The 22,080-nt window shown below is 43.4% G+C and carries 25 protein-coding genes; 19 read left to right on the top strand and 6 right to left on the bottom strand.

Translation table 11 applies throughout. From position 1 onward, the window contains the following. Positions 1-108: 108 nt before the first annotated feature. The gene (locus tag AC5ELV_RS09495; RefSeq protein WP_493429980.1) at positions 109-465 is read right to left on the bottom strand and encodes a nucleotide excision repair endonuclease; all 357 of its coding nucleotides are present in this window, start codon (positions 463-465) and stop codon (positions 109-111) included. 263 nt (positions 466-728) lie between these two features. Between AC5ELV_RS09495 and AC5ELV_RS09490 the strand changes: the two genes are divergently transcribed. The 7 genes from AC5ELV_RS09490 (at position 729) to AC5ELV_RS09460 (ending at position 5,487) form a co-directional block, all read left to right on the top strand. After that, entirely contained in the window at positions 729-1,352 is a 624-nt protein-coding gene (locus AC5ELV_RS09490) for an acetate uptake transporter (protein ID WP_013312661.1), read from the top strand. 179 nt (positions 1,353-1,531) lie between these two features. Continuing rightward, positions 1,532-3,070 carry an FAD-dependent oxidoreductase gene (locus AC5ELV_RS09485; RefSeq protein WP_493429979.1) on the top strand — a complete coding sequence of 513 codons (1,539 nt, stop codon included), beginning with the start codon at positions 1,532-1,534 and terminating at the stop codon, positions 3,068-3,070. Between the two features lie 73 nt (positions 3,071-3,143). After that, positions 3,144-3,395, top strand: a complete 252-nt coding sequence (locus tag AC5ELV_RS09480) for a spore gernimation protein GerQ (protein ID WP_307350785.1) — start codon at positions 3,144-3,146, stop codon at positions 3,393-3,395. A gap of 40 nt (positions 3,396-3,435) precedes the next feature. Next, positions 3,436-3,816 carry a spore coat protein gene (locus AC5ELV_RS09475; RefSeq protein ID WP_493430404.1) on the top strand — a complete coding sequence of 127 codons (381 nt, stop codon included), beginning with the start codon at positions 3,436-3,438 and terminating at the stop codon, positions 3,814-3,816. Then, positions 3,813-4,949 carry a zinc-dependent alcohol dehydrogenase gene (locus AC5ELV_RS09470; RefSeq protein ID WP_493429978.1) on the top strand — a complete coding sequence of 379 codons (1,137 nt, stop codon included), beginning with the start codon at positions 3,813-3,815 and terminating at the stop codon, positions 4,947-4,949. The genes AC5ELV_RS09475 and AC5ELV_RS09470 overlap by 4 nt, the downstream gene beginning before the upstream one ends. Positions 4,950-4,981: 32 nt before the next feature. Further along, positions 4,982-5,191 carry a hypothetical protein gene (locus AC5ELV_RS09465; RefSeq protein ID WP_029518844.1) on the top strand — a complete coding sequence of 70 codons (210 nt, stop codon included), beginning with the start codon at positions 4,982-4,984 and terminating at the stop codon, positions 5,189-5,191. After that, entirely contained in the window at positions 5,188-5,487 is a 300-nt protein-coding gene (locus AC5ELV_RS09460) for a spore coat protein (protein WP_307350780.1), read from the top strand. The genes AC5ELV_RS09465 and AC5ELV_RS09460 overlap by 4 nt, the downstream gene beginning before the upstream one ends. 154 nt (positions 5,488-5,641) lie before the next feature. On the opposite strand, the gene AC5ELV_RS09455 is transcribed toward AC5ELV_RS09460, so the two are convergent. Beyond that, a complete protein-coding gene (locus tag AC5ELV_RS09455) occupies positions 5,642-6,628 on the bottom strand; it encodes an aldo/keto reductase (protein ID WP_493429977.1) in 987 nt (328 codons plus the stop codon). Positions 6,629-6,866: 238 nt separating this feature from the next. Between AC5ELV_RS09455 and AC5ELV_RS09450 the strand changes: the two genes are divergently transcribed. Next, positions 6,867-7,574 carry a phosphodiester glycosidase family protein gene (locus AC5ELV_RS09450; protein ID WP_307350776.1) on the top strand — a complete coding sequence of 236 codons (708 nt, stop codon included), beginning with the start codon at positions 6,867-6,869 and terminating at the stop codon, positions 7,572-7,574. Positions 7,575-7,627: 53 nt separating this feature from the next. Here the strand turns inward: AC5ELV_RS09450 and AC5ELV_RS09445 are convergent, their stop codons facing one another. Beyond that, on the bottom strand, positions 7,628-8,119 hold the full coding sequence (locus tag AC5ELV_RS09445) for a hypothetical protein (protein ID WP_307350774.1): 492 nt from the start codon (positions 8,117-8,119) through the stop codon (positions 7,628-7,630). Positions 8,120-8,235: 116 nt separating this feature from the next. On the opposite strand from AC5ELV_RS09445, the gene AC5ELV_RS09440 reads away from it, so the two are divergent. Beyond that, a complete protein-coding gene (locus AC5ELV_RS09440; RefSeq protein ID WP_493429976.1) occupies positions 8,236-9,420 on the top strand; it encodes an RCC1 domain-containing protein in 1,185 nt (394 codons plus the stop codon). Positions 9,421-9,623: 203 nt separating this feature from the next. Here the strand turns inward: AC5ELV_RS09440 and AC5ELV_RS09435 are convergent, their stop codons facing one another. After that, entirely contained in the window at positions 9,624-10,253 is a 630-nt protein-coding gene (locus AC5ELV_RS09435; protein WP_493430403.1) for a YfbR-like 5'-deoxynucleotidase, read from the bottom strand. Between the two features lie 190 nt (positions 10,254-10,443). On the opposite strand from AC5ELV_RS09435, the gene AC5ELV_RS09430 reads away from it, so the two are divergent. The 5 genes from AC5ELV_RS09430 to AC5ELV_RS09410 all read left to right on the top strand — a co-directional run bounded on the left by AC5ELV_RS09430 (position 10,444) and on the right by AC5ELV_RS09410 (position 15,512). Beyond that, positions 10,444-11,139: a response regulator transcription factor gene (locus AC5ELV_RS09430; RefSeq protein ID WP_493429975.1), complete on the top strand. Its 696-nt coding sequence runs from the start codon at positions 10,444-10,446 to the stop codon at positions 11,137-11,139. Next, entirely contained in the window at positions 11,132-12,136 is a 1,005-nt protein-coding gene (locus AC5ELV_RS09425; protein ID WP_493429974.1) for a sensor histidine kinase, read from the top strand. The genes AC5ELV_RS09430 and AC5ELV_RS09425 overlap by 8 nt, the downstream gene beginning before the upstream one ends. 102 nt (positions 12,137-12,238) lie before the next feature. Then, entirely contained in the window at positions 12,239-13,000 is a 762-nt protein-coding gene (locus AC5ELV_RS09420) for an ABC transporter ATP-binding protein (protein WP_013312666.1), read from the top strand. Next, positions 12,990-14,930 carry an ABC transporter permease gene (locus AC5ELV_RS09415; RefSeq protein ID WP_493429973.1) on the top strand — a complete coding sequence of 647 codons (1,941 nt, stop codon included), beginning with the start codon at positions 12,990-12,992 and terminating at the stop codon, positions 14,928-14,930. The genes AC5ELV_RS09420 and AC5ELV_RS09415 overlap by 11 nt, the downstream gene beginning before the upstream one ends. Positions 14,931-15,128: 198 nt before the next feature. Further along, positions 15,129-15,512 carry a hypothetical protein gene (locus AC5ELV_RS09410; protein ID WP_493429972.1) on the top strand — a complete coding sequence of 128 codons (384 nt, stop codon included), beginning with the start codon at positions 15,129-15,131 and terminating at the stop codon, positions 15,510-15,512. Positions 15,513-15,544: 32 nt separating this feature from the next. Here AC5ELV_RS09410 and AC5ELV_RS09405 read toward each other — a convergent pair whose 3' ends face one another. Beyond that, positions 15,545-16,519 (bottom strand): aldo/keto reductase family protein, encoded by a 975-nt coding sequence (locus tag AC5ELV_RS09405; protein WP_493429971.1) that lies wholly within the window; start codon positions 16,517-16,519, stop codon positions 15,545-15,547. 185 nt (positions 16,520-16,704) lie between these two features. Continuing rightward, positions 16,705-17,667: a radical SAM protein gene (locus tag AC5ELV_RS09400; RefSeq protein WP_342445188.1), complete on the bottom strand. Its 963-nt coding sequence runs from the start codon at positions 17,665-17,667 to the stop codon at positions 16,705-16,707. 165 nt (positions 17,668-17,832) lie between these two features. Between AC5ELV_RS09400 and AC5ELV_RS09395 the strand changes: the two genes are divergently transcribed. From AC5ELV_RS09395 to AC5ELV_RS09375, 5 genes are all read left to right on the top strand, one after another. Then, positions 17,833-18,279, top strand: a complete 447-nt coding sequence (locus AC5ELV_RS09395; RefSeq protein ID WP_493429970.1) for a MarR family winged helix-turn-helix transcriptional regulator — start codon at positions 17,833-17,835, stop codon at positions 18,277-18,279. Between the two features lie 68 nt (positions 18,280-18,347). Continuing rightward, a complete protein-coding gene (locus AC5ELV_RS09390) occupies positions 18,348-19,163 on the top strand; it encodes an NAD(P)H-binding protein (RefSeq protein ID WP_493429969.1) in 816 nt (271 codons plus the stop codon). A 125-nt stretch (positions 19,164-19,288) separates the two neighbouring features. Further along, entirely contained in the window at positions 19,289-19,765 is a 477-nt protein-coding gene (locus tag AC5ELV_RS09385; protein WP_493429968.1) for a DsrE/DsrF/DrsH-like family protein, read from the top strand. 134 nt (positions 19,766-19,899) lie between these two features. Beyond that, the gene (locus tag AC5ELV_RS09380; RefSeq protein WP_493429967.1) at positions 19,900-21,408 is read left to right on the top strand and encodes an aminotransferase class V-fold PLP-dependent enzyme; all 1,509 of its coding nucleotides are present in this window, start codon (positions 19,900-19,902) and stop codon (positions 21,406-21,408) included. Between the two features lie 81 nt (positions 21,409-21,489). Then, on the top strand, positions 21,490-21,999 hold the full coding sequence (locus tag AC5ELV_RS09375) for a DUF1036 domain-containing protein (RefSeq protein ID WP_493430402.1): 510 nt from the start codon (positions 21,490-21,492) through the stop codon (positions 21,997-21,999). Positions 22,000-22,080: the final 81 nt, after the last annotated feature.

Genomic DNA, 22,080 nt, shown 5'->3' with positions numbered 1-22,080 from the left:
ACCACGGCCCCTCTCTGGAAAGATCTAAAATGCAGAAATACAAAAAGGCAATAAGGGCAGTACAGTAACTGCGACTTATTGCTCTTTTTTCATATGGAAGTTACTCCATTACTTAAAAAATACTTTTTCAACGTTATATTTAGCCTTTTGTGTATTGATGATGTAGGTTTCATAGATTTCTCGCTCTACCGCATCTTCCACAATACAAACCTCGATAATCGCTACTTCATTACGCTTGTCCTTGATCGGCGATACGGTGTCTTCAAAATGCTTTTTGATTCTTGGTCTTAACTTTCTCGCTTTACCGACAAACAGCAATTCTTCCTGTGCGTTGTAGAACATAAAGACGCCAGCCTTATCTCTAGGGATCAGGTGAAAGTCGGTAAATCCATAAATATGGCTGAGCTCAGGGTTAACCTGTTTGGTAATCGTGATATCCGGAGTTGGAATTGTTATATTAATCACTATGTCACTTCCTCATTCTATATAGGTGTAAATATTATCACAAATCCCGCGGTAACACCATTTAATAAATCCTTGCCCCATCCCCTAAACAAAGATACTCGAGGATTGAAATAAAACCCATTCCAACCCAAAACAAGACGGTAGAAATTTTATGAATTACCTACTATGCGATTACGTCGGTTTCCGTTACAATATGTCAGTGTGATTCTGGCATCGGCAGATTGACGCGTACTTGAACATTTATTGGAGGCTTCTATTTTTTCATGCAAAACGAATCTCATTCTAACGTAAAAATCATAACGGCCGATCCGAGTGCGATCGGTCTGTTTGGCTTGGCTATCGTAACGCTTGTGGCTTCATCCCAAAAGCTTGGTCTCACTGAAGGGCTAAGCTTCATCATCCCTTGGGCTATTTTTCTCGGTGCCTTTGCACAGCTGTTTGCCTCCATTCAGGATGCCAAACATAACAACACCTTTGGCATGACGGCATTTGGTGCTTACGCCTTCTTCTGGTTGGCCGTAGCCAGTAGCTGGATGATTAAAATGGGCGTATTCGGCTCAGAGCTGGCGTCTGCTGTGGATGGTAAACAGCTAGGCTTCGCCTTTGCTGGCTATCTTATCTTTACGCTCTTCATGACCATTGGAGCGATGGAGACGCATAAGGTCTTATTCTTTATTTTTGTGTTGATTGATTTTCTGTTCCTCGGTCTTAGCTTCGATGCATTCGGCGTTGCACCAGAGATATTCCATACCATCGCCGCTTATGCTGAAATGGGCATTGGTCTACTCTCGCTGTATGGTACAGGAGCTGCCGTTCTAAATGCTCATTTTGGCCGTACATTCCTGCCCGTCGGACGTCCTTTCGGTATTTTCAAACCACGTCCTTAGCTGCATATTTAAACCTAACAAAGCCTCCTTTCGCGCCGATCCGCGTTAAGGACGGCTTTGTTTCTTTTCCATCACTCCCTCCTGTATCAAAAAAATACTAAAGAGAGTCGTTTAGTGAATATAAAACCCCACAATGATAACAATATACATAAATTGTAATCAAAGGGGTTTTTGTAAAAATGACACAAAACAAATCTCGTATCACATTTCCGCAATTTCCCGAATCGTATTGGTTAGCTTCCACTGACATCCCTAACTTCCCCAAACTTAGTGAGGATATTCAGGTGGATGTTGCCATTGTAGGTGCGGGGATTACCGGTATTACCACTGCTTATTTACTTTCTAAAAAAGGATTAAACGTCGCCGTCGTCGACGCAGGGCGGATACTTCATGGGACAACCGGTCATACTACCGCCAAAATTACCGCACAGCATGATTTGATCTATAGCGAGTTTATCTCACATTTTGGCAAGGAAAAAACCCGACTCTATTACGAAGCCAACCACAACGCTCTTCAATTTATCAAACAAACGGTAGAAGAGTTTAATATCGATTGTCAATTTACAGAAGAAGATGCCTACGTTTATACATGTGCAGATACGTATATGCAAAAAATTGCCGACGAATATAAAGCTTACGAGGAACTTGGCATCCCGGGAAGTTATGTCAAACAAACGCCTCTGCCGTTTTCAACTAAAGCAGCTATTAAGATGAAAAACCAGGCCCAGTTTAATCCTGTACCTTTCTTAAGATATCTGGCAAACCAAGTCATTCGTCAGGGCGGGAAAATTTATGAGCAAACCACCGTTGTAGATGTGGAAAAAGGAAACCCTGCCATCATTACAACAAGCGACGGAAAGAAAATTACCTGCAACCATGTCGTATCCTCCTCGCATTTTCCATTCAATGATCCCAACGGTCTTTATTTTGCGCGATTGCATGCCGAGCGGTCTTATGTACTCGCGGTCAAAACCGATAAAATCTATCCAGGTGGTATGTATCTAAGTGCAGAAACCCCAAAACGTTCACTTCGCTCCGTAATGGTCAACGGAGAACCGATGGTTATCGTCGGTGGGGAAGGCCACAAAACGGGACAAGGAATCTGTACTTTCCAGTACTATGAAGCTTTACAAAAGTTCGCGGAGCAAACATTTGGATTAAAGGAAATCGTTTATCGCTGGTCGGCCCAAGACTTGTATACGCTAGACAAGCTCCCTTATATTGGGCAGGAGCTATCCAACACCTCTAACATCCTCGTTGCTACGGGTTATAGAAAATGGGGGATGACCACAAGTGTAGCGGCGGCTTTATTAAATACAAATCTGATTACCAGAGAGGAAAGCCCCTATCAGGATCTTTTCTCCCCATCAAGATTTCATATGGACCCCGACATCAAAACATTTGTGACTCAAAATGCAAATGTGGCTAAACATTTAATTGCTGGGAAGTTGGACATCAGCTACAAAAAAGCAGAAGAACTGGAACACGACGAAGGGGCGGTCATCCGGGTAAACGGCAAAAGAGCGGGCGCATACCGAGACCCACAAGGAGCATTGCACCTAGTTGACACAACATGCACCCATATGGGTTGCGAAGTCGAGTGGAATGAGGCAGAAAGAACATGGGATTGCCCTTGTCATGGCTCTCGCTTTTCATATCAAGGTGAAGTCATTGAAGGACCGGCCAAAAAATCGCTTGGCAAGGTAGAAGCCGAATAGCACCATCCTTTCGGAATAAACCTAGTTAGGCTGGATAACATACCTTTGAGAAGCATAAAAGAAAGGTGATCCGATGATAAACCAACAGTCTACATTAGCGGCGCATGAGTCCTTAGAAATCCACGAAGCGCTTAATTTTAAAACGTTATGCTTAGCCAAGTCCAAATTAATGCAAGGCTTGGTATTCGATCAAGAGCTAAAGGATTTAATGGAAAAAGATGTTCAGCAATCTATACAAGCTATTGCCGATTTGCAAGCAATCTATGCCAGGGCACCGTTTCAGGCACCTGTACCAGAATTCCGTCCCACACCAATATTAAATTGAGGTGAATGATGTGACATTAGATCAGACCCGGTCCGCTAAAATGGATTATGTGGATCCAAAAAACTCATTAAACATGCCAGAAATGGCAGACACGACCTTAGCGATGGATTTTCTGATTCGCGTCAAGGAAGGAGTTCGAAATACAGCCGTAGCCTTGACGGAAACCGTCTCTCCAGATGCCAGAACTCTGTTGCGCAATCAACTGCATCAAGGCATCGCTCTTCATCAGGAAATTACTGATCTTATGGTACGAAAAAAGTGGTTTCATCCTTATGATCTGCAAAAGCAGTACCCATTGGATCAGCTATCAGCCAACAAGACGGTGGACATCAGCAAAATGAAACTGTTCCCAGATGATACCACCCGCAAGGGTATGTTTGATCGCACGCCGGACGAACATATGGGAGGAAACCAGGCATGAAAGCAGTGACCTACCAAGGTATCAAAAACGTTGTGGTTAAAGAGGTTCCGGACCCAAGTATTCAAAAAGCCGACGATGCGATTGTCAGACTGACGACAACCGCTATTTGTGGTTCAGATCTACATCTCATTCACGGATTGATTCCGAATCTACAGGAAGATTATGTAATAGGGCATGAGCCGATGGGGGTTGTAGAGGAAGTCGGCAGCGGCGTAACCAACTTGAAAAAGGGAGACCGCGTGATCATTCCATTCAACATAGCGTGCGGTGAATGCTTTTACTGTAAAAACCAATTGGAAAGTCAATGTGACCATTCTAATGAGCATGGAGAAATGGGCGGTTTTTTCGGCTATTCAGGAACAACTGGTGGATATCCGGGTGGACAAGCTGAATATTTACGTGTGCCTTTTGCCAACTTCACTCACTTCAAAATTCCGGAGAGTTGTGAACATCCTGACGAAAAGCTCTGCTTGATCTCTGATGCCATGACCACTGCGTTCTGGAGCGTCGATAATGCCGGGGTAACGGACGGGGATACTGTCATTGTTATTGGCTGTGGGCCGGTAGGTCTGTTAGCGCAGAAGTTCGCCTGGTTCAAAGGGGCAAAACGAGTCATTGCGGCAGACTATCTGGATTATCGTCTGCAACATGCGAAGCGTACAAATCATGTGGAAATTGTTAATGTGGAATCGCAAGAAAACGTCGGCAACTACCTCAAAGAGATAACCAAAGGAGGCGCAGACGTAGTTATTGACTGCTCCGGCATGAGCGGTAAAATGTCTCCGCTGGAATCTCTCGCTTCCGGTCTCAAGCTTCACGGCGGAGCTTTAGGAGGACTGGTCATAGCTACACAAGCTGTGCGCAAAGGTGGGACCATTCAAGTTACCGGAGTCTACGGCGGTCGATATAACGGTTTTCCTATGGGAGACATTTTTCAGCGAAATGTTAATTTACGTACGGGACAGGCTCCCGTTATTCACTATATGCCTTATATGTATGAGCTGATTGATACAGGTAAAGTCGACCCCGGAGACGTTGTCACACACGTCATTCCGTTAAGCGACGCCAAGCACGGATATGAAATTTTTGATACCAGACAGGATAATTGCATCAAAGTTGTACTTAAACCTTAACTATATATTGGAGCATTGGAGGTAAACGTCATATGGTGTATGGCCTGCACGAAACCCTTGAAGTCCATGAATTGTCAGCGTTCAAAACAGTGTGTCTTACCAAGTCTAAAACCATGCAAGCATTAATCTCTGATCCGACCCTCAAAGCTATATTACAGCAGGATGTTGACTTATCGACCCGCCAATTACAAGAACTCGGTACCCTCTTAGATCAAGCCATTTCACAGGAGGTTAAGCCATGAATAAACTATTAGAGTATTTGACCGGACTCAATACCTTAACGGACCAAGTCATTGCAGCCGATTTTCTGAACACCGCCAAAAGCGGAGTGAGAAATTATGCTATGGCTGTAACGGAAGCGGGAACTCCAGAAATTAAGGCTATTCTTACGAAGCAACTGGATGAGGCTATTGATACGCATGAGCAGATTTCAACATACATGATCGAACGTGGCTGGTATCACCCTTGGAACGTAAAAGAGCAACTTTCGATGGATCTACAAAATATCAATACTGCATTGCAGGCCCCCGTTTTATAAAGATAGGATGCTCACTTCGGTCGTACATTCCTGCCCGTAGGACGTCCCTTGGGAATTTTAAAAACACACCTTAGCAGTATATGTAAACCCACAAAGCCGCCTTTCACTTCGATACGCGTTAAGGGCGGCTTTTGGGATTAACATGTTATCTTCATTATTCGGCTTGCCAATTCGGCATCCGTTCTGCAGGATAACGAAGGCCTGCTGCCATCCCCTTTGGAATGATTGCGTTAATAGCTTCCATTTCCTGTGCGGATAAAACAACATCAACTGCCCCTGCATTTTCCTCTAAATACGTAACCCGCTTCGTTCCTGGAATCGGTACAATTCCCTCTTGCGCAAGTAGCCATGCCAACGCCAGTTGAGAAGGTTTGACCCCTTTTTGGGCGGCAAGGTCCTTAACATGCTGCACGAGATCCAGATTTTTCTGGAAATTCTCAGGTTGAAAACGTGGCACAGAGCGACGGAAATCATCTTCTGCAAAATCATCAAACTTCTGAATTTGCCCGCTCAAAAAGCCGCGTCCAAGTGGACTGTAGGCCACAAATTCGATGCCCAGTTCCTTACATGTTGGTATAACTTCATCTTCCGCTTCCCGGCTCCATAAGGAGTATTCCGTTTGCAGCGCTGTAATCGGATGTACCTTGTGAGCGCGTCGAATGAGTGCAGGAGAAGCTTCGGACAGCCCCAAATAGCGGACTTTTCCCGCCTGAACCAAATCGCTCATCGCGCCCACCGTTTCCTCGATAGGTACATTCGGATCGACACGGTGCTGATAGTACAAATCAATCACATCTACACCCAGTCTTTGCAGGCTGCGGTCGCATGCTTCTTTTACATATTCAGGACGGCCGCTGACACCCAGGAATCCCCCATCCTCTCCGCGCATAATGGAAAATTTAGTAGCCAATACAACTTCGTCGCGGTGGATCCGCAAAACTTGGCTAATCAGTTTTTCATTTTTCCCCACACCGTAGACATCGGCCGTATCCCAGAAGTTGATCCCTAGCTCCAGCGCACGATGAAGCGTTTTGATCGACTCCTGATCATTCAACTCACCGTAATATTCGGACATACCCATGCAGCCTAGACCCAGTGCAGATACTTGAAGATCGCTGTTACCCAGTTGTTTCTTTTTCATCTCCATCACTCCTCAATTGTCAGAATAGTCATCGTATTTCCTAATCACCACGTTACATCCAGTATGTTACTACTTAAAGTTAACTTGAAGTCAAGTATTGTCTCGTACGCAGTATTTCATTTTTTTTAATAAAATTTGATGATTAGGTTGTAAGTGACGGCGGCAAATTGCCTATATATATGAGAAACGAATTATCGCGCGAGATTCCGTTTCAAAATAATCCAATTGGAGGTTTAACATGCCAGCAAACTACTCTTACACCAAAACGTCCGATGGTTTCCATGTAATCATCACCCCGGCTTCGAATATTCAAAATAAAAATATTAGGAGCCGGATCACACAGCAAACTGATTACGGAATTAATGGAGGCTTCTTTAATCCCATCAGTACAACCAAGGCGCCGACCGAATGTTTGTCTATCGCGGTCACACCCAATAATACCCATGATACGAAGGCGAATGCCAAAGGAAACAGCCGTGGTACGGCATTTATCTACACAGATAGCAACAAAACAAAAATAGGGATTGCCCGTGCTTCAAGCGTAACGGATCTCAAAAAACAAATGGGGACTTCAGTTGCGTATAAGTCTATTATTAGCGGCGGTAGCTTGTCGCTGAAGAAAGAGGAAGAAGCATGGCTTAAGGATTTAAAAGATATTGAAAAATTTGATTTGAACGGAACGTTGCGATACACCGATTCCACCGGGCGAACTGGCCTGGGCTTCAAGGTCGTAAATAATGTTTGGCAGGTCTACCTGGTTGTTCATGAAAATGCGACACTGAAACAACTTCGCAATTATTTTATCAAACAGGATTGCTTTGAAGCCATTCTTCTTGATGGTGGAGGCTCGTCCGGTATTCAAGTTAAAAACTCAGCAGGCACTATGGTTAAGTATGAGCAAACACGTTATATCTACAACATGGTAAAGCTCATTAATATCACCTAAGCCCTATGATATAACGTGCTTGTATAGGAGTAAGGAGGCCTTATCGGCCTCCTCTACAAATCATCCAGCACAACGATTTCCAATGCCAGGAAAACAGGTGTTACAGGGTACACATAAGAAACCTCAATGGGTTGCCCCACCTGTAATTCTGCTGGATTGATTAATTGCCTCCGTTGACCATCCATCTGCTTATAAATATGTGTATCTGGAACAGATATATAGACCGCTTGGATAGGTTTTTCCGTTGGATCATCACTTTGGGGTAGTTCTTTAGCAAATTGAACAGGCTGTTCAAATCGGATCAAATAGCTCATGGTAGGGGCTGCTAAGGGTTGTTCTACTTCTTTTTCAATACTTTCAATACTTTCGATCTTGGCACGCCCTGTATATACCGTTGTGCTTTCCAGATGATCCAAGTCAAAAATAGATCGAACCACAGCCCCATTAGATTTGTTAACCAGGGTAGTCGATTCTGTTGCAGAACATGCTGGCAATAAAGCTGCCGCAAGCAAGACAAGAACAAGGGCAGAAGCTTTATTTTTCATAAGTGATCCTCCCTAATCTGGTTTAAAGAGTACGTTCATTATTAAGACGCGGACAGGAACAATTTGGTTGCTTTAATCTGTATTTATCCATTACATTCTGAAAGGTGTGCAATTATATGTTAAAAAAACTCGGTTTAGCAGTTCTCGCTGCATCAACACTTCTAGTAGGAAGCTCTATTACGGCAAGCGCTGATTCTACTGTAAATTACGATCATTTGCTTTCGGCAGGGACCACTAACGCTTATCTGGCTATGGAGGATGGGTCTTCATTTTATTCAACGGGTAGTAACAGTTTTGGCAGACTCGGCGTGGGCACTGGCGGAGGGAATAATAAAATAAGTCCGGTGCAGGCCCATGTATCTGATATCGCTATGATTGATGCCGGTGCTCAGCATTCGACCTTGCTCAAAAAAGACGGAACCATCTGGTCTTGGGGCTTTGCAGGTCACGGGGAGCTAGGGACAGGAAAGGTAAGGGATTCTGCAAAGGAGCCTGTTATAAACAAGTATATTAATGACGTGAAGGAAGTGAGGGCAGGTGGTCAATTTACTCTTGCGCTCAAAAATGACGGTACCGTGTGGGCCTACGGGGAAAATAACTTTGGCCAACTCGGCAATGGCACCAAAGGAGCTTCTGCCTCTTCCGTTAAGCCTGTGCAGGTACAGGGTTTGGAGGATATTGTAGCCATTGACGCTGGGGATAGCTTCGGTGCAGCCTTAGACAAAGATAATCAGCTATGGGTATGGGGACGTGGTTATGACGGCGCACTGGGGCAGGATGACAAAGAAAACCAGCTTACCCCTGTTCAATATCGAATTGATGATATCAAAACTTTTACTGCCGGAGCTGACCGCATTTATGTACTAACGAACAGCGGAGAAGTATATGCTTCCGGGAGTAACACTTCTGGAAAGCTTGGGGATGGAACCTCTACTTTTAGAAGATCACCCGTATTGATCAATGTTTCCAATGTAAGTAGACTGAAAGCAGGCAAAACTCAAACTTTTGCACTTAAAAATGATGGAACTCTTTGGGGCTGGGGAACCAATAATGAGGGACAGGTAGGTGACGGGACCGATGTATTTTCTGTTAAAGTCCCATCCCAAGTTGTAGATGACACAAACACGCCACTAACCGATGTAGTAGCATTCAGTGCAGCAGGAACCCACTCCCATGCTTTGACAGCCGATGGGACGGTTTGGTCCTGGGGATATAACAAAAACGGCGAACTGGGAATCGGTAGCACCAAGGAACAATATGCTGCCACGAAAACGAATTTCCCAAATCCTTTTTCGGAATAACCAATATTCTTATCCTTAATAAATTGTTTAAGGAATACGCTTAGCCCTCCGTTTTTTCCAACCCCAAAAAAGCAATAAGGGCAGTCCAATCAACTGCCCTCATCGCTTTTTATTTTCATTTAGAGCTGCTTTATTACAAATAAAACTATGATTATGTATGAACAGAAGCGCTTCAGTAGCTTCTGGACGGTAGGGAAATTCATTTACAAAGCTAAGGCTTCTTCCGTAATCTTTTTGATATCAATGGATGAAGGCGTTTCTTCCTTAACCATATCTGGCAAAATATTTTCCAAAAAATAATCGACGCAGTGTAATTGAATATTCTTGATTTTCACAAGTGCATTACGATACATGACTATAAATTCCTTTTCCGTATTTCCCCGCTGAAGTTCAGCAAATGCTTCGTATACCTGATCCATTTTGTCCGCAACTTCGAGGATTAACCCTTCTACAGAGTCATCTTTGCCTTCTCTTAACTGTTTGCGAAAAATAGCTTTAAAATCCTCGGGAATATTCTCTTCAATAAAATACTCAATCATACCTTCTTCGACCTGCTGGATTAATAATCGTAGTTCCTTAGAGGAATGCTTAACTGGCGTTTTGATGTCTCCAATAAAAATCTCCCCGTAATCGTGACTGCTCGTAATCTCGTATAGCTTTTTCCAGTCAATACGGACACCATTCCTCTCTTCAATATCAGCCAGCGTTTTAGCGTATTGTACGACTTTCCAAGAATGTGCCGATACGCTATGTTCCTCGAATTTAAACTTACCCGGACAACGGATGATTCTTTCCAGCTCATTTAGCGACCGAAAATACGTGTGAATCCCCATCATTGCATCCATCCTTTAATATATATATGAGATAGTCAATCTAAACCCCACTATAAACCTCAACTATTAACAGCAGATTATCGCAATATCAAGTGGAATTCACACATGTAGCACATACACAATTTTTGCTATACACTTTATAAAAGAGGAACTTACAAAATCCTAAAAAAAATATAAAGTGGTGAATTCGTTGTTCAAAATCTTATTAATTGAAGATGATGAAACTTTGTTCCATGAAATGAAGGATCGGTTAACTCAATGGAACTATGATGTGTATGGCATCCAGGACTTTAATAAAGTCATTCAGGAATTTACAACGATAAAGCCTGATCTGGTCGTGATAGATATTCAATTGCCGAAATTTGATGGGTTTCATTGGTGTCGAATGATTCGATCCCACTCTAACGTCCCCATCCTCTTCTTATCTTCACGGGATCATCCTACGGATATAGTGATGTCGATGCAGCTTGGAGCGGATGATTTTATCCAAAAACCGTTTCATTTTGATGTACTCATTGCCAAATTACAGGCGACACTCCGCCGCGTATATAATTACAATACAGAACCTGTCTCCCTGAAAACATGGTGTGGCGCAACGGTCGATTATGAAAAAAACGTAGTAGCCAATGAGACTGGCTCCATCGAATTAACCAAGAACGAGATTTTTATTTTGAAGCTGCTGATCGAACAAAAAAATAAAATTGTTGCACGTGAGGAATTAATTAAAAGCCTTTGGGATGATGAACGTTTTGTCAGCGACAATACCCTGACCGTCAACTTGAACCGCCTGCGAAAAAAATTGGACGAGCTGGATTTGGGCCGTTTTATTGAAACGAAAGTGGGGCAAGGCTACATGGCTATAGAAGAGGCACCTGCCTATGATTAAAAAATACCTTATAGAGAGGCGGAGCTGGATTCTACTGTTTGTGTGTCAGCAATTCCTGATCCTGTTCATTGCTTATGTGGATGCAGCGATTCCGTTAATACCGATCCTTTATATCATCTTCTTATCTATGATGATTTTCTTAGTCTTTTTAATCATTCGCTATCCCAAGGAAACCAAATTCTATACCACACTAGAAGAATGGGAGAGCCCTCTTGAACTAACAGGTATAGGCGAACCGGAGAGTCCGTTTGAGCAAATCATCGAACAAAAAATCACGGACCAGACCGAACGGTTACAACAGATCATCTCGCAAAGTCAATTGACACTTGAACATGAAAAAGATGAACTATTATCCTGGATTCATGAGGTAAAAACACCTTTGACCACCATGCATTTGATGATTGAGCGGTTGGACGACAAGTCCCTAAAAGCTCAGTTAACCTATGAATGGCTACGAATTCACTTACTCCTGGATCAGCAGCTGCATCAGAGACGCATATCTTTTATTGAAAATGATCTGTATGTCGAGCAAGTGGATTTAAAATCTCTAGTTTTTAAAGAGATCAAAGCATTACAGTCATGGTGCATCCAAAAAGGGATCGGTTTTGACATCCAATTGGAGCACATGGAAGTGCTGAGTGATGCGAAATGGCTGGCTTTTATCATCAGACAGCTCTTAACCAATGCCATCAAATATAGCGATGCCAGTGATATTATCATTCACAGCTATGAACAAAGGGATCGAATACAGCTTGAGGTCCAAGACTTTGGACGCGGTATTGATCCGAAGGATATACCCCGTATTTTCGAGAAAGGTTTTACATCCACAACCCAACACTCTGATCATACTTCAACGGGCATGGGGTTATATTTAACGAAAAAGGCAGCACAGTCCTTGCTCATACATATAGATGTGCACTCCAAACCGAACGTGGGTACAACCTTCACTTTAATTTTTCCCAAGCGAAATGATTTCGTGAGCATGGTGAGCATGTGACAGAGATGTCACATGCTTTTATGTATTGTTCGCCCAATCAAAGGAAAAGCATCGGCTCTATTTTTATAATAAGGCTACAAGAACAATAAGGAGTGCATCGAAGTGAATATTTTAGAAGCCCATAAAATCCATAAAAGCTACGGTAATAAGTTAAATATGCAGGAGGTTTTGCAGGGAATTGATATCCTTATTGAAGAAGGGGAATTTGTCAGTATTATGGGAGCCTCCGGTTCAGGTAAAACCACACTGCTGAATGTTCTTTCCTCCATTGATAAGGTGAGCCAAGGCTCCATTAAAATCAATGATATCGAAATGACGAAAATGAAAGAAAAGCAACTGGCTGAATTTCGCAAAAAGCATTTAGGCTTTATTTTTCAAGAGTATAATCTGCTGGATACGCTAACCGTGAAGGAGAACATCCTCTTACCTTTATCCATCACTAAAACGCCTAAAAAAGAAGCCAATCGAAGATTTCAGGAAGTGGCTACAGAACTGGGGATTTATGAGCTCAAGGACAAATACCCCAATGAAATCTCGGGTGGACAGAAGCAGCGTACCTCTGCGGCTAGAGCGTTTATTCATGAACCCAGTATTATTTTTGCCGATGAACCTACGGGTGCGCTGGATTCCAAGTCGGCCTCCGATTTATTAAACAAGCTGGGTCAGCTGAACCAAAAACGCAAGGCGACCATTATTATGGTCACGCATGATCCTGTCGCTGCCAGCCATTGCAGTCGGGTCATTTTTATTAAGGATGGGCAAATGTATACGCAGCTTCATAAAGGCGAGCAGGAAAGGCAAAGCTTCTTCCAGGATATCATGAAAACCCAAGGGGTCTTAGGCGGGGTCCAATATGAACATTAATCTGCTCATTCTAAAGAATTTGAAAAAAAACCTGAAAAATTATTACCTTTATGTTTTTGCTCTCATTTTCAGTGTTGCACTCTATTTCGCTTTTGTCACATTACAATACGATCCCTCCATGGACGAAGTGAAGGGTTCTGTTAAAGGTGCAGCTTCCATACGGGCAGCATCCGTTTTACTGGTCGCTATTGTCTGTATCTTCCTTTTGTATGCTAATAATATTTTTATAAAAAGACGCAGCAAAGAAATTGGCCTATTTCAATTGATCGGAATGACTAAAAACAAAATTTTTCGTATCCTAAGTGCTGAAAACTTAATTCTATACTTCAGTTCACTATTCATTGGAATTGGGGTTGGATTTTCCTTTTCCAAATTAGTGATCATGATTTTATTTAAGACGACGGGCGTCGAAGCCATTGCTACTCTATACTTCTCTAACCAAGCACTGACTCAAACACTCATCGTTTTTGGTATCATCTATCTGTTGATCATGCTCATGAATTATTCGTTTATCAAAAGACAGAGTATTTTGTCTTTGTTCAGAGTAAACTCAACCACCGAAGGGAAAATCAAGAAAATAACGATCTATGAAATGATCATCGGGATCATTGGCATCTCTCTCATCGCTTTAGGTTACTATGTTTCCTCCAAATTATTTGGTGGAGATTTTACATCCATGAATGAATTGTTTATGGCTATGGTGTTTATTTTGGGCACTGTCATCATCGGAACACTACTCTTTTATAAAGGATCTATCCGCTTTATTTCCAATATCATCAGAAAAAGTAAAGGCGGCTATTTGAACATTAATGAGGTGCTATCTCTTTCATCCATTATGTTCCGCATGAAATCCAATGCTTTGTTGTTGACCATTATTACAACAGTATCGGCACTTGCCATCGGTTTACTATCCTTAAGCTATATCGCCTATTATTCTGCCGATCAAGCAGCTGAGGACAATGTACCTTCCCATTTTGCCATGACGAATGTACCGGATGCTGAGAAATTCAAAGCGTTACTTCATGAGCATGATATAAAGTATCGTGAAAAGAAAATTGAAGTGATTCAAGTCAGTGTGAAGACAGCGCAAATTATGGAGACTCCTATGGAACAATTAAATGACGGTACAGATTCCATGACACTGCCGGTCGTAAGCGACCAATCTGTGGAGGATACGGATGTATCTCCAGGCCAAACGGTTTTAACGGGCTATAATGATATGTTACAGAAATTCATGTCCTTGAAAAACTCAGGTCCATTGGATTTACAGGGAAATAAAGAAATCATCCACCAACAGTATTTGGGGCTAAAAAAGGATTATGTGATTCCCTACTATTTTACAGCCGGCGGACTACCCACGGCCATTGTAGACGAAACCATATTTGAGCGGTTAAAGAAAGATGTAAATCCTGAGATTCAAAAGAAATCAACCTTGTATATTGGAATTGATATGATAAATGCAGAACAGATTGAAGAAGCAAATCACCTCTTTGCAGCTGCAAGTTTTAATGATCAACAAACATCACGCCTTGAAATGAGCAGCAATCAGAAGCGGAACATGGGAGTGATCATGTTTGTAGTTGGCTTTTTAGGACTCACCTTTCTCATTACATCAGGCTGTATCCTTTACTTTAAGCAAATGGATGAGAGCGAAGATGAAAAAGCCAATTATACGGTGTTAAGAAAGTTAGGGTTCACTCAAAGCGACTTGCTTCGAGGCATTAAAATAAAACAGATCTTTAACTTCGGCATTCCGTTAGTGATTGGCCTATCACACAGCTATTTCGCCGTCCAATCCGGCTGGTTCTTGTTTGGAACCGAAATTTGGATGCCTATGATCATCGTTATGGTGCTGTACACCGCCTTATATTCCATTTTCGGGGTACTATCCATCCTGTATTATAAAAAGGTCATTAAATCAGCATTGTAATCGGCAAAAAGCAAAAAATCCCCAGGCGAAAGCGCTGGGGATTTTCCAAATATTTGAGTGTTTTTGTTCCTGCGTGTACAATAAAATAACTATCATCGTAACCCCAAAGGGGGAGAGTTTATTTTATTATTACTCACCAATGGCATCGGCATTATAGCGAATATTATACTCGGTTCCTTTATAGGCGTGGCTATTTTTATGGGAATCGTTTTTTTCCTGATTGGCTTGCCTGAGTTTAAAAAAACGCCGAAACTTACGAAGAAGGCTAAAAAAGATATCGCCTATATTATGTCAACTCTATTAACTCTTGTTGTATTCATGGTTATCGTTTTCTGTAATATCCGTGCCTCAGGTGATTTGATGCTAGCAGGTCCGCTAACACCGCAAATGAAGTTTCACTGGGGACAAAAGGTGTTGATGCTAGGGTTACTGGAGGGCTTATGGGCTGTCATCACCCTAAAATGGCTGTTACCCATCTTTTTTGATCCGCTGGATCTCAGTAAGAAGCAAATCCTTGTTTTAGTGAGCGGGATTGTATTTAGTGTGGGTTCAGGCATTTATGCCATACTTGAAGCTAGTTAATGGTTCCCCTCTGCAGAGGCTCGTGTGAATGCTTAACGCAAAGGTTCAAAACCCTGTGCTTGCTTGAGAATCCGCTCAATTTCCGCGCATGTCTCCTGTTGCAGCGTCACTTCGACTGCTTTTACATTTTCCTCAACTTGTGCCGGTTTAGTAGCCCCAATGAGTGCAGCGCTGATATCCGGTTCTCTCAGAATCCAAGCAAGCGCGAGCTGTGACAGGGTGACACCCAAATCCTTCGCCAGCTTATCCAGCTCCTGGACACAGTTTAAAACGGTATCGTTCATATAACTGCTGATAACATTATTGACCGAGGCATCAGCTCCGCGGCTGCCCGCCGGTAAAGGTTGTCCAGGTTTGTATTTACCCGTGAGGATGCCTTGGGCCAGAGGCGAAAATATAATTTGGCCAATACCTACCTGCCCGGATACGGGAAGTACCTCATGTTCGATATAACGTTCGAACATATTATAAATCGGCTGATTGGCAATCAGCGGGCGCAGGTTTAGCCTTTTTCCAATGCCATAGGCATCCGTGAGCTGGGCAGCACTCCATTCACTGACCGCAGCGTACAGAATCTTACCCTGAGCCTGAAGGTCATCAAGCGCTCGCAGCGTCTCTTCCAAAGGAGTATCCGAATCATAACGATGACAGAAGTACATATCGATATAATCTGTGCCCAGACGCTTCAGACTCGCTTCACATTGCTCCATAATGTGCTTGCGTGACAGTCCCCTGTCATTGGGACCGGAATCCATAGGGAAGTAAACCTTGGTAGATAATACGTAGCTCTCTCTTCGATAAGACTTCAAGGCAGCTCCCATAGCCTTTTCGCCTTCTCCCCGGTTATACGCGTTCGCGGTATCAAAGAAATTAATCCCGAGTTCAAAGGCTTTGGCAATACAGGTATGAGCTGCTTCCTGTTCGGCAGCTGTACCGTACGTTAACCAGCTCCCCAGACCGATTTCACTAATTTTAAGACCACTGTTGCCTACATTTCTATATTTCATATCTACCCTTCTTTCATAAGAAGATCATATTTTTATATTTTAACATGTAAACCCTTTCATTAAAACAAATGAGGATTTTGCAAAATCCTGAAATAATAAAGGACTTATGGAGTTACATGAAGGATATCTACCACCCTGACTGTTAGGGTGGTAGATGCTTATAGACTCACAATTTCAAATCATATCTACTTGCTTCCTACAGGAAAAAGCGCATCATATGCAGGACAAGGCAGTTTGTCGAGAAACTCCTGAAGCTGCTTCGGTTTATTTTTGTAAATATCCTTTAAGGATGTTCCGTTATAAATATTGCCGATGACCACAGGATGGCATAGCTCACAGATCAGGATGTCCCCGTTCCCGTGAAGATGGAGCTGTTTTTTACCATCAACACAATTGGAAAAATACACACCCGGCTGCTCCTGGAAGCCCAGCGCTTCTGCAAAACGATCCATGCAGGTAAAATACAATACAGTATCATCTTTTTTATGTGCAATCAGGTCATGAACGGAACGGACGAGCGCTTCCTTGGTGGAAATAGCGTTCCAGTTGGTATGATCCATCACAATGCTGTTTTGGATTTCATGGATGCGCACACCGAGATCATATACCATTTCGCTAATAGCTGGCATGTTGTTTTGTGTCTCCGCAAACAGCAACGTCTCCAGCACCGTTTCCAGCTTGGCCTCGGTACATAACCGGATATTTTGAACGATTTTCTCATACATGCGAGGATGAACATGATAATAGGCTGCATATTTATCGGCATCCGTGAAGTTGAAAGAGATATGAATGTTGGAAAGACCTGCATCACGCAGTTTCTCAATTCGTTCAGGGCTGAGCAAGCTGGCATTGGTGTTGAGCTGGGTAGCGATGCCCTTGCTTGAACAATGAGCGACAATGTCCAGACAATCCTCATACTTCAGGGTCACTTCTCCCCCGGACAGTCGCACACGTTTTAATGTTGGAATGTCATCAATAATATCAATGACCTCTTTGCTGCTAATGCATTGCCCATCGTTCCGCTGATATGCGCAGCAGTAATCACACTTGAAGTTGCAATTAGAGGTGACCCCGACTTCCAGTCCCTCCAGCTCGTAGATGCCCGGCTTTTCCAGTTCAAGTGCTTTATATTTGTTCTCTATACTCACTTTCTCATGATCCTCCCGATCTCAGGCTTGTCTTGAATCCCCTTGAGATTATACAGAATAGGAGCGGTTGTAGATATGACATTGGTAACGGTGGGTTGACAAATACCGCCGAACTTAGTAAATTCATATTAGTTAAGTCCTTAACTATATTATGGTGGTGATCGTTTGAAAGACCTACAGGATTACGTACTTGATTTGCCGCTGCATTCTCTGGTTTTCTTTTCACTGGTGGAAACGACAGCCGGATTAGTGGATGTCTCAGAAAAATACTGGCATTCGAAGGGAACCAATGGAGCCAGAATTCGAATTCTGGTTGAAATCATGAAGGAAGGAGGTACAATTCTTCCATCTGTGCTCGCCCAAAGGATCGGCGTCACCAAATCCAATATTAGCCTGTTGCTCAGCCCGCTCGAAAACGAAGGATTCATTCGCCGGGAAGGCCATCCCATAGACGGCAGAAAATCGGTAATTTCTATCACAAGCGAAGGGCAAAGCCTTCTGCTACGTAATTTACCCGAAAACCGGCAGAGGATTGCAGAAAAAATGCAGGTGTTGAATGATCAGGAATTGAAGCAGCTCTTTTCCCTGCTCAACAAATTGAAGAGGACGTAGTACAGCTTTTTACTCAATTGGTTAAGCCCTTAACTAAAATTCCATTTGTATAAAAAGGATGATATTCCATGTCAATTGTTATTACTGGAGCCAATGGTCAATTGGGGAGCTTAATCATACAACAGCTCCTTCTAAAAGTCTCACCTCATGAAATTACCGCTTGTGTTCGCCACCTTGAAACCGGAAAACACTATGAGGCACAGGGAATTACAGTGCGATTGGGTGACTACGATCACCCCGATTCACTTGAGCAAGCATTCGCGGGTGCTTCCCAACTGTTGTTGATTTCAAGTTCACATCCCGACGATACAACTCGTATTCGACAACATACCCATATTATAGAAGCAGCTAAAAAATGTAAAGTGGAACACATTTTATACACCAGCTTTGCCTTTTCTGAAGCCGGCTCTATCCCTCTCTCCAATCTACATTTGGCTACAGAACATGCTATTCGTACCACTGAAATTCCTTACACTTTTCTAAGGAATGCATTATATACCGATTTTGTCAAAACTCTCGACCTGAACGCCGCCATAGCGAAGGGCGCACTCGATATTTACCCTGGGGAGTGGAAATTTAACACCGTTACGCGGTGGGATCTTGCCAGAGGGATCGCAGCAGTGCTATCCGGTCCAGACCGCCATAAGAACAAGAAATATGAATTTGTCTCCTCCAGTCCCTGGACCTTTTCAGATTTGACAGCAGCTTTGACCGAGCTCACTGGTAGATCCGTCTCCCTCCGTCATAATCCCCAAATCAAAAATTGGATATTTGGGTTGTTGGGCAAAATAGATACGCGCTCTACGTCAGATGAATTGGAACAGTTGATCGGTGGTCCGCTCACTTCACTAAAAGAAAGCATCCGGCCCTTTATCTCCAAGTGAAAGTAACGCTAAAAACTTTTCTTGCCAACAACCCTCTCCATAATTGTGATCAATATGTGAACCGGACATAGTTCTCATTCCCAAATCCATACTGAATATATCTGTTGGTAATGGAGGCGGGAATTGTGGATAAAAGGATGAATCTGCTTATGTTCAGCGGCGACTATGATAAGGCAATGGCTGGACTGATCTTGGCGAATACAGCTCGGGAGCTGGATGTGGATGTGACGATGTTTTTTGCGTTCTGGGGATTATCACTGGTTCGTGATCCCGAGAAGATGACGCTTGAGGATAAGACGATTTACGAGAAACTCATGGACTTGATGACGCCCAAAGGGCCTGAATCCTTACCACTATCCAAAATGAATTTTAGCGGCCTTGGCAAGCTGATGCTGACGGAAATGATCGAAGATAACGAAGCACCGAAGCTCATTCATTTCCTGAAAGGAGCGCGGAAGAAAAATGTAAAATTTTATGCCTGTAAGCTATCGGTCGATATTATGGGTTTTAAACCGGAAGAATTCATCCCTGAACTGGAAATTATCGAGGCCAAAACGTATCTAAAAGATGCGCTCGAATCCGATATGCAGTTGTTTATATAGGATAGACTTGCGCCTTATCCGGCTGTTGGATGAGGCTTTTATTGTGACTAAATGATGACACTCGCCTATTTCTTTTAACCCATTCGGACCTACCAACGTACCCTAAGAAGACAGAACGACTTGGGAGGCGCCGTATGCTCATGGCTCGAATTGGAAGCAGTAATTGTAGGTATCAGCCTTCTAACGAGGCTTATTTCCAAAGGTACCGCGAAAGTACAATCGGTTATCACCAGACCTTTGAATCTCCATATGGGCAAAAAAAGCTGATTTATGCGGATTGGGCAGCCAGTGGCCGTCTGTATGGACCCATCGAGTCGAAAATAGCAAAAGAATTAGGCCCTTTTGTGGCGAATACGCATACGGAGTCTAATTTGACAGGAACTCTGATGACCCAAGCCTATGAAGAAGCGAAACAAATCATTAAGAGCCACGTTCATGCCAATGAACATGATATCATCCTGTTCGCCGGGTCAGGTATGACAGGTGCAGTGAATAAGCTTCAGAGACTGTTAGGATTGAAAATACATGAAAAATTAAAGCCCCTCTACCCCATCGCCGAAAAAGAACGTCCCGTTATTTTCGTTACACATATGGAGCATCATTCCAATCATATTTCCTGGGCAGAAACCATTGGAGACGTTGTATGTCTTCCTCCAGGTCCCGGCGGGATTGTCGATCCAACTCATCTCGAACGACTGCTGCTTCAATTCCGGCATCGCCCTATCAAAATCGGCGCCTTTACCGCCTGCTCCAATGTTACAGGGTTCGAAGTGCCTATTTACCAGCTATCTCGCAAAATGCACGAACATGGCGGCGTTTGTTTCGTTGATTTTTCGGCAAGCGCACCTTATGTCGAGATCAACATGCACCCCACAGATCCTCTTGAGAAACTGGACGGGATTGTATTTTCACCCCACAAATTTCTTGGGGGGCCCGGCACAAGCGGCGTTTTAATTATGGATTCGAGGCTGTGCCTCAATTGTGCTCCCGATCAACCCGGAGGGGGCACAGTTAGCTGGACCAATCCTTGGGGTGGATACGAGTATAAAGATAATACTGAAGCCCGCGAGGATGGAGGGACGCCTGCCTTTCTACAGGCCGTTCGAACGGCGCTCTGCATTCGGCTGAAAGAACAAATGGGACAGAAGCGCCTGTTGGAGCGCAAAAAGGAACTGACATCATTATTACTAAAGAGCTTGAGTACCATACCAGGGCTACACATTTTAGGAGGAAGCAGCCAAGAAAGAATGGGAATCGTTTCTTTCGTTGTCGGGCATATTCACTATAACCTGATCGTAAAACTATTGAATGATCGGTTTGGTATTCAGGTCCGGGGCGGCTGCTCTTGTGCAGGCCCCTACGGACATTATTTGCTGGGCATCGACCAGCAAATATCTAAACAAATGACAGACCTGATCCATGCGGGAGACTTATCTCGAAAACCGGGCTGGGTGCGTCTGTCGCTCCATCCCATGATGACGAATCAGGAAGTCTCCTATATCGTCTCTTCCATACGGGCAATCGTGGAAAACATCATGACCTGGCAAAAAGATTATATCTATCAACCAGATACGAATGAATGGAGATCTATAAATGAACATAACAAAATAGACATCAGCAAATGGTTCAATTTTAGCGATTAAGAGACTCCTGTCCGTTCCCTTCCTTCAAAACTCTCATAGAATATTCTGTAGGATTAATATATGAGGAAAGAAGTGACGACAATGGGTCTCAATTTTCGCAACAGAACCAACGCAGCTATCTTTGTAGTCTTTGCCTACCCGGACTTCAGCTGTAGTCCTGTTAACTACTCTAAAACAGGCTGGTACCGCGTTAACCCCGGACAGACTGTTCAGTTGTGGAGCGGCTACGCAGGAGGGAATACATTCTTTTATTACGCCGAAGATGATTTTGGACGCGAATGGAGGGGGACATACTTCACTCAAGTTCCTGAGAATGCCTTCAATTGGTGCTGGGATACAGGCTGTACCACTTGTAGAAGCGTGGGACTGCGGAGAATTACAGTTAGCCCGTTCGTCTTCGACTACACCATCAACTTTGTAACGAGCAGCAGCCAAAGAAAACCTGCATCATCCACACTCCGCATGACATTGCCTTCCAAGGCAATCCAAGAGAAACCTATCCTGCGCAGAGTCCCTGCTAAACCTAAGAGACTAAAACAGGGTAAAACCCTGTTGCAAAAACGCATCGCTCATAAAAAACGGACAAAATAAAAATGATTGGTCTGCTCACATCTAGATTTTTTTAGAGTTAAGAAAGGAGCGACCTCATCCCCCTGGTCTGCCCCTTTCTCC

The organism is Paenibacillus sp. NMA1017 (assembly GCF_058895805.1).
Note: the sequence above shows the minus strand (reverse complement) of the source record. Positions and strands in the feature narration are given on the sequence as shown.

Bases quoted from the DNA above. Each gene is read 5' to 3' on its own strand.
- AC5ELV_RS09375 (WP_493430402.1), top strand. From the start codon at position 21,490: ATGGGTCTCAATTTTCGCAACAGAACCAACGCAGCTATCTTTGTAGTC.
- AC5ELV_RS09485 (WP_493429979.1), top strand. From the start codon at position 1,532: ATGACACAAAACAAATCTCGTATCACATTTCCGCAATTTCCCGAATCG.
- AC5ELV_RS09380 (WP_493429967.1), top strand. From the start codon at position 19,900: ATGCTCATGGCTCGAATTGGAAGCAGTAATTGTAGGTATCAGCCTTCT.
- AC5ELV_RS09445 (WP_307350774.1), bottom strand. From the start codon at position 8,119: ATGAAAAATAAAGCTTCTGCCCTTGTTCTTGTCTTGCTTGCGGCAGCT.
- AC5ELV_RS09390 (WP_493429969.1), top strand. From the start codon at position 18,348: ATGTCAATTGTTATTACTGGAGCCAATGGTCAATTGGGGAGCTTAATC.
- AC5ELV_RS09465 (WP_029518844.1), top strand. From the start codon at position 4,982: ATGGTGTATGGCCTGCACGAAACCCTTGAAGTCCATGAATTGTCAGCG.
- AC5ELV_RS09475 (WP_493430404.1), top strand. From the start codon at position 3,436: ATGGATTATGTGGATCCAAAAAACTCATTAAACATGCCAGAAATGGCA.
- AC5ELV_RS09435 (WP_493430403.1), bottom strand. From the start codon at position 10,253: ATGGGGATTCACACGTATTTTCGGTCGCTAAATGAGCTGGAAAGAATC.
- AC5ELV_RS09490 (WP_013312661.1), top strand. From the start codon at position 729: ATGCAAAACGAATCTCATTCTAACGTAAAAATCATAACGGCCGATCCG.
- AC5ELV_RS09480 (WP_307350785.1), top strand. From the start codon at position 3,144: ATGATAAACCAACAGTCTACATTAGCGGCGCATGAGTCCTTAGAAATC.
- AC5ELV_RS09470 (WP_493429978.1), top strand. From the start codon at position 3,813: ATGAAAGCAGTGACCTACCAAGGTATCAAAAACGTTGTGGTTAAAGAG.
- AC5ELV_RS09410 (WP_493429972.1), top strand. From the start codon at position 15,129: ATGGGAATCGTTTTTTTCCTGATTGGCTTGCCTGAGTTTAAAAAAACG.
- AC5ELV_RS09450 (WP_307350776.1), top strand. From the start codon at position 6,867: ATGCCAGCAAACTACTCTTACACCAAAACGTCCGATGGTTTCCATGTA.
- AC5ELV_RS09425 (WP_493429974.1), top strand. From the start codon at position 11,132: ATGATTAAAAAATACCTTATAGAGAGGCGGAGCTGGATTCTACTGTTT.
- AC5ELV_RS09415 (WP_493429973.1), top strand. From the start codon at position 12,990: ATGAACATTAATCTGCTCATTCTAAAGAATTTGAAAAAAAACCTGAAA.
- AC5ELV_RS09405 (WP_493429971.1), bottom strand. From the start codon at position 16,519: ATGAAATATAGAAATGTAGGCAACAGTGGTCTTAAAATTAGTGAAATC.
- AC5ELV_RS09440 (WP_493429976.1), top strand. From the start codon at position 8,236: ATGTTAAAAAAACTCGGTTTAGCAGTTCTCGCTGCATCAACACTTCTA.
- AC5ELV_RS09455 (WP_493429977.1), bottom strand. From the start codon at position 6,628: ATGAAAAAGAAACAACTGGGTAACAGCGATCTTCAAGTATCTGCACTG.
- AC5ELV_RS09460 (WP_307350780.1), top strand. From the start codon at position 5,188: ATGAATAAACTATTAGAGTATTTGACCGGACTCAATACCTTAACGGAC.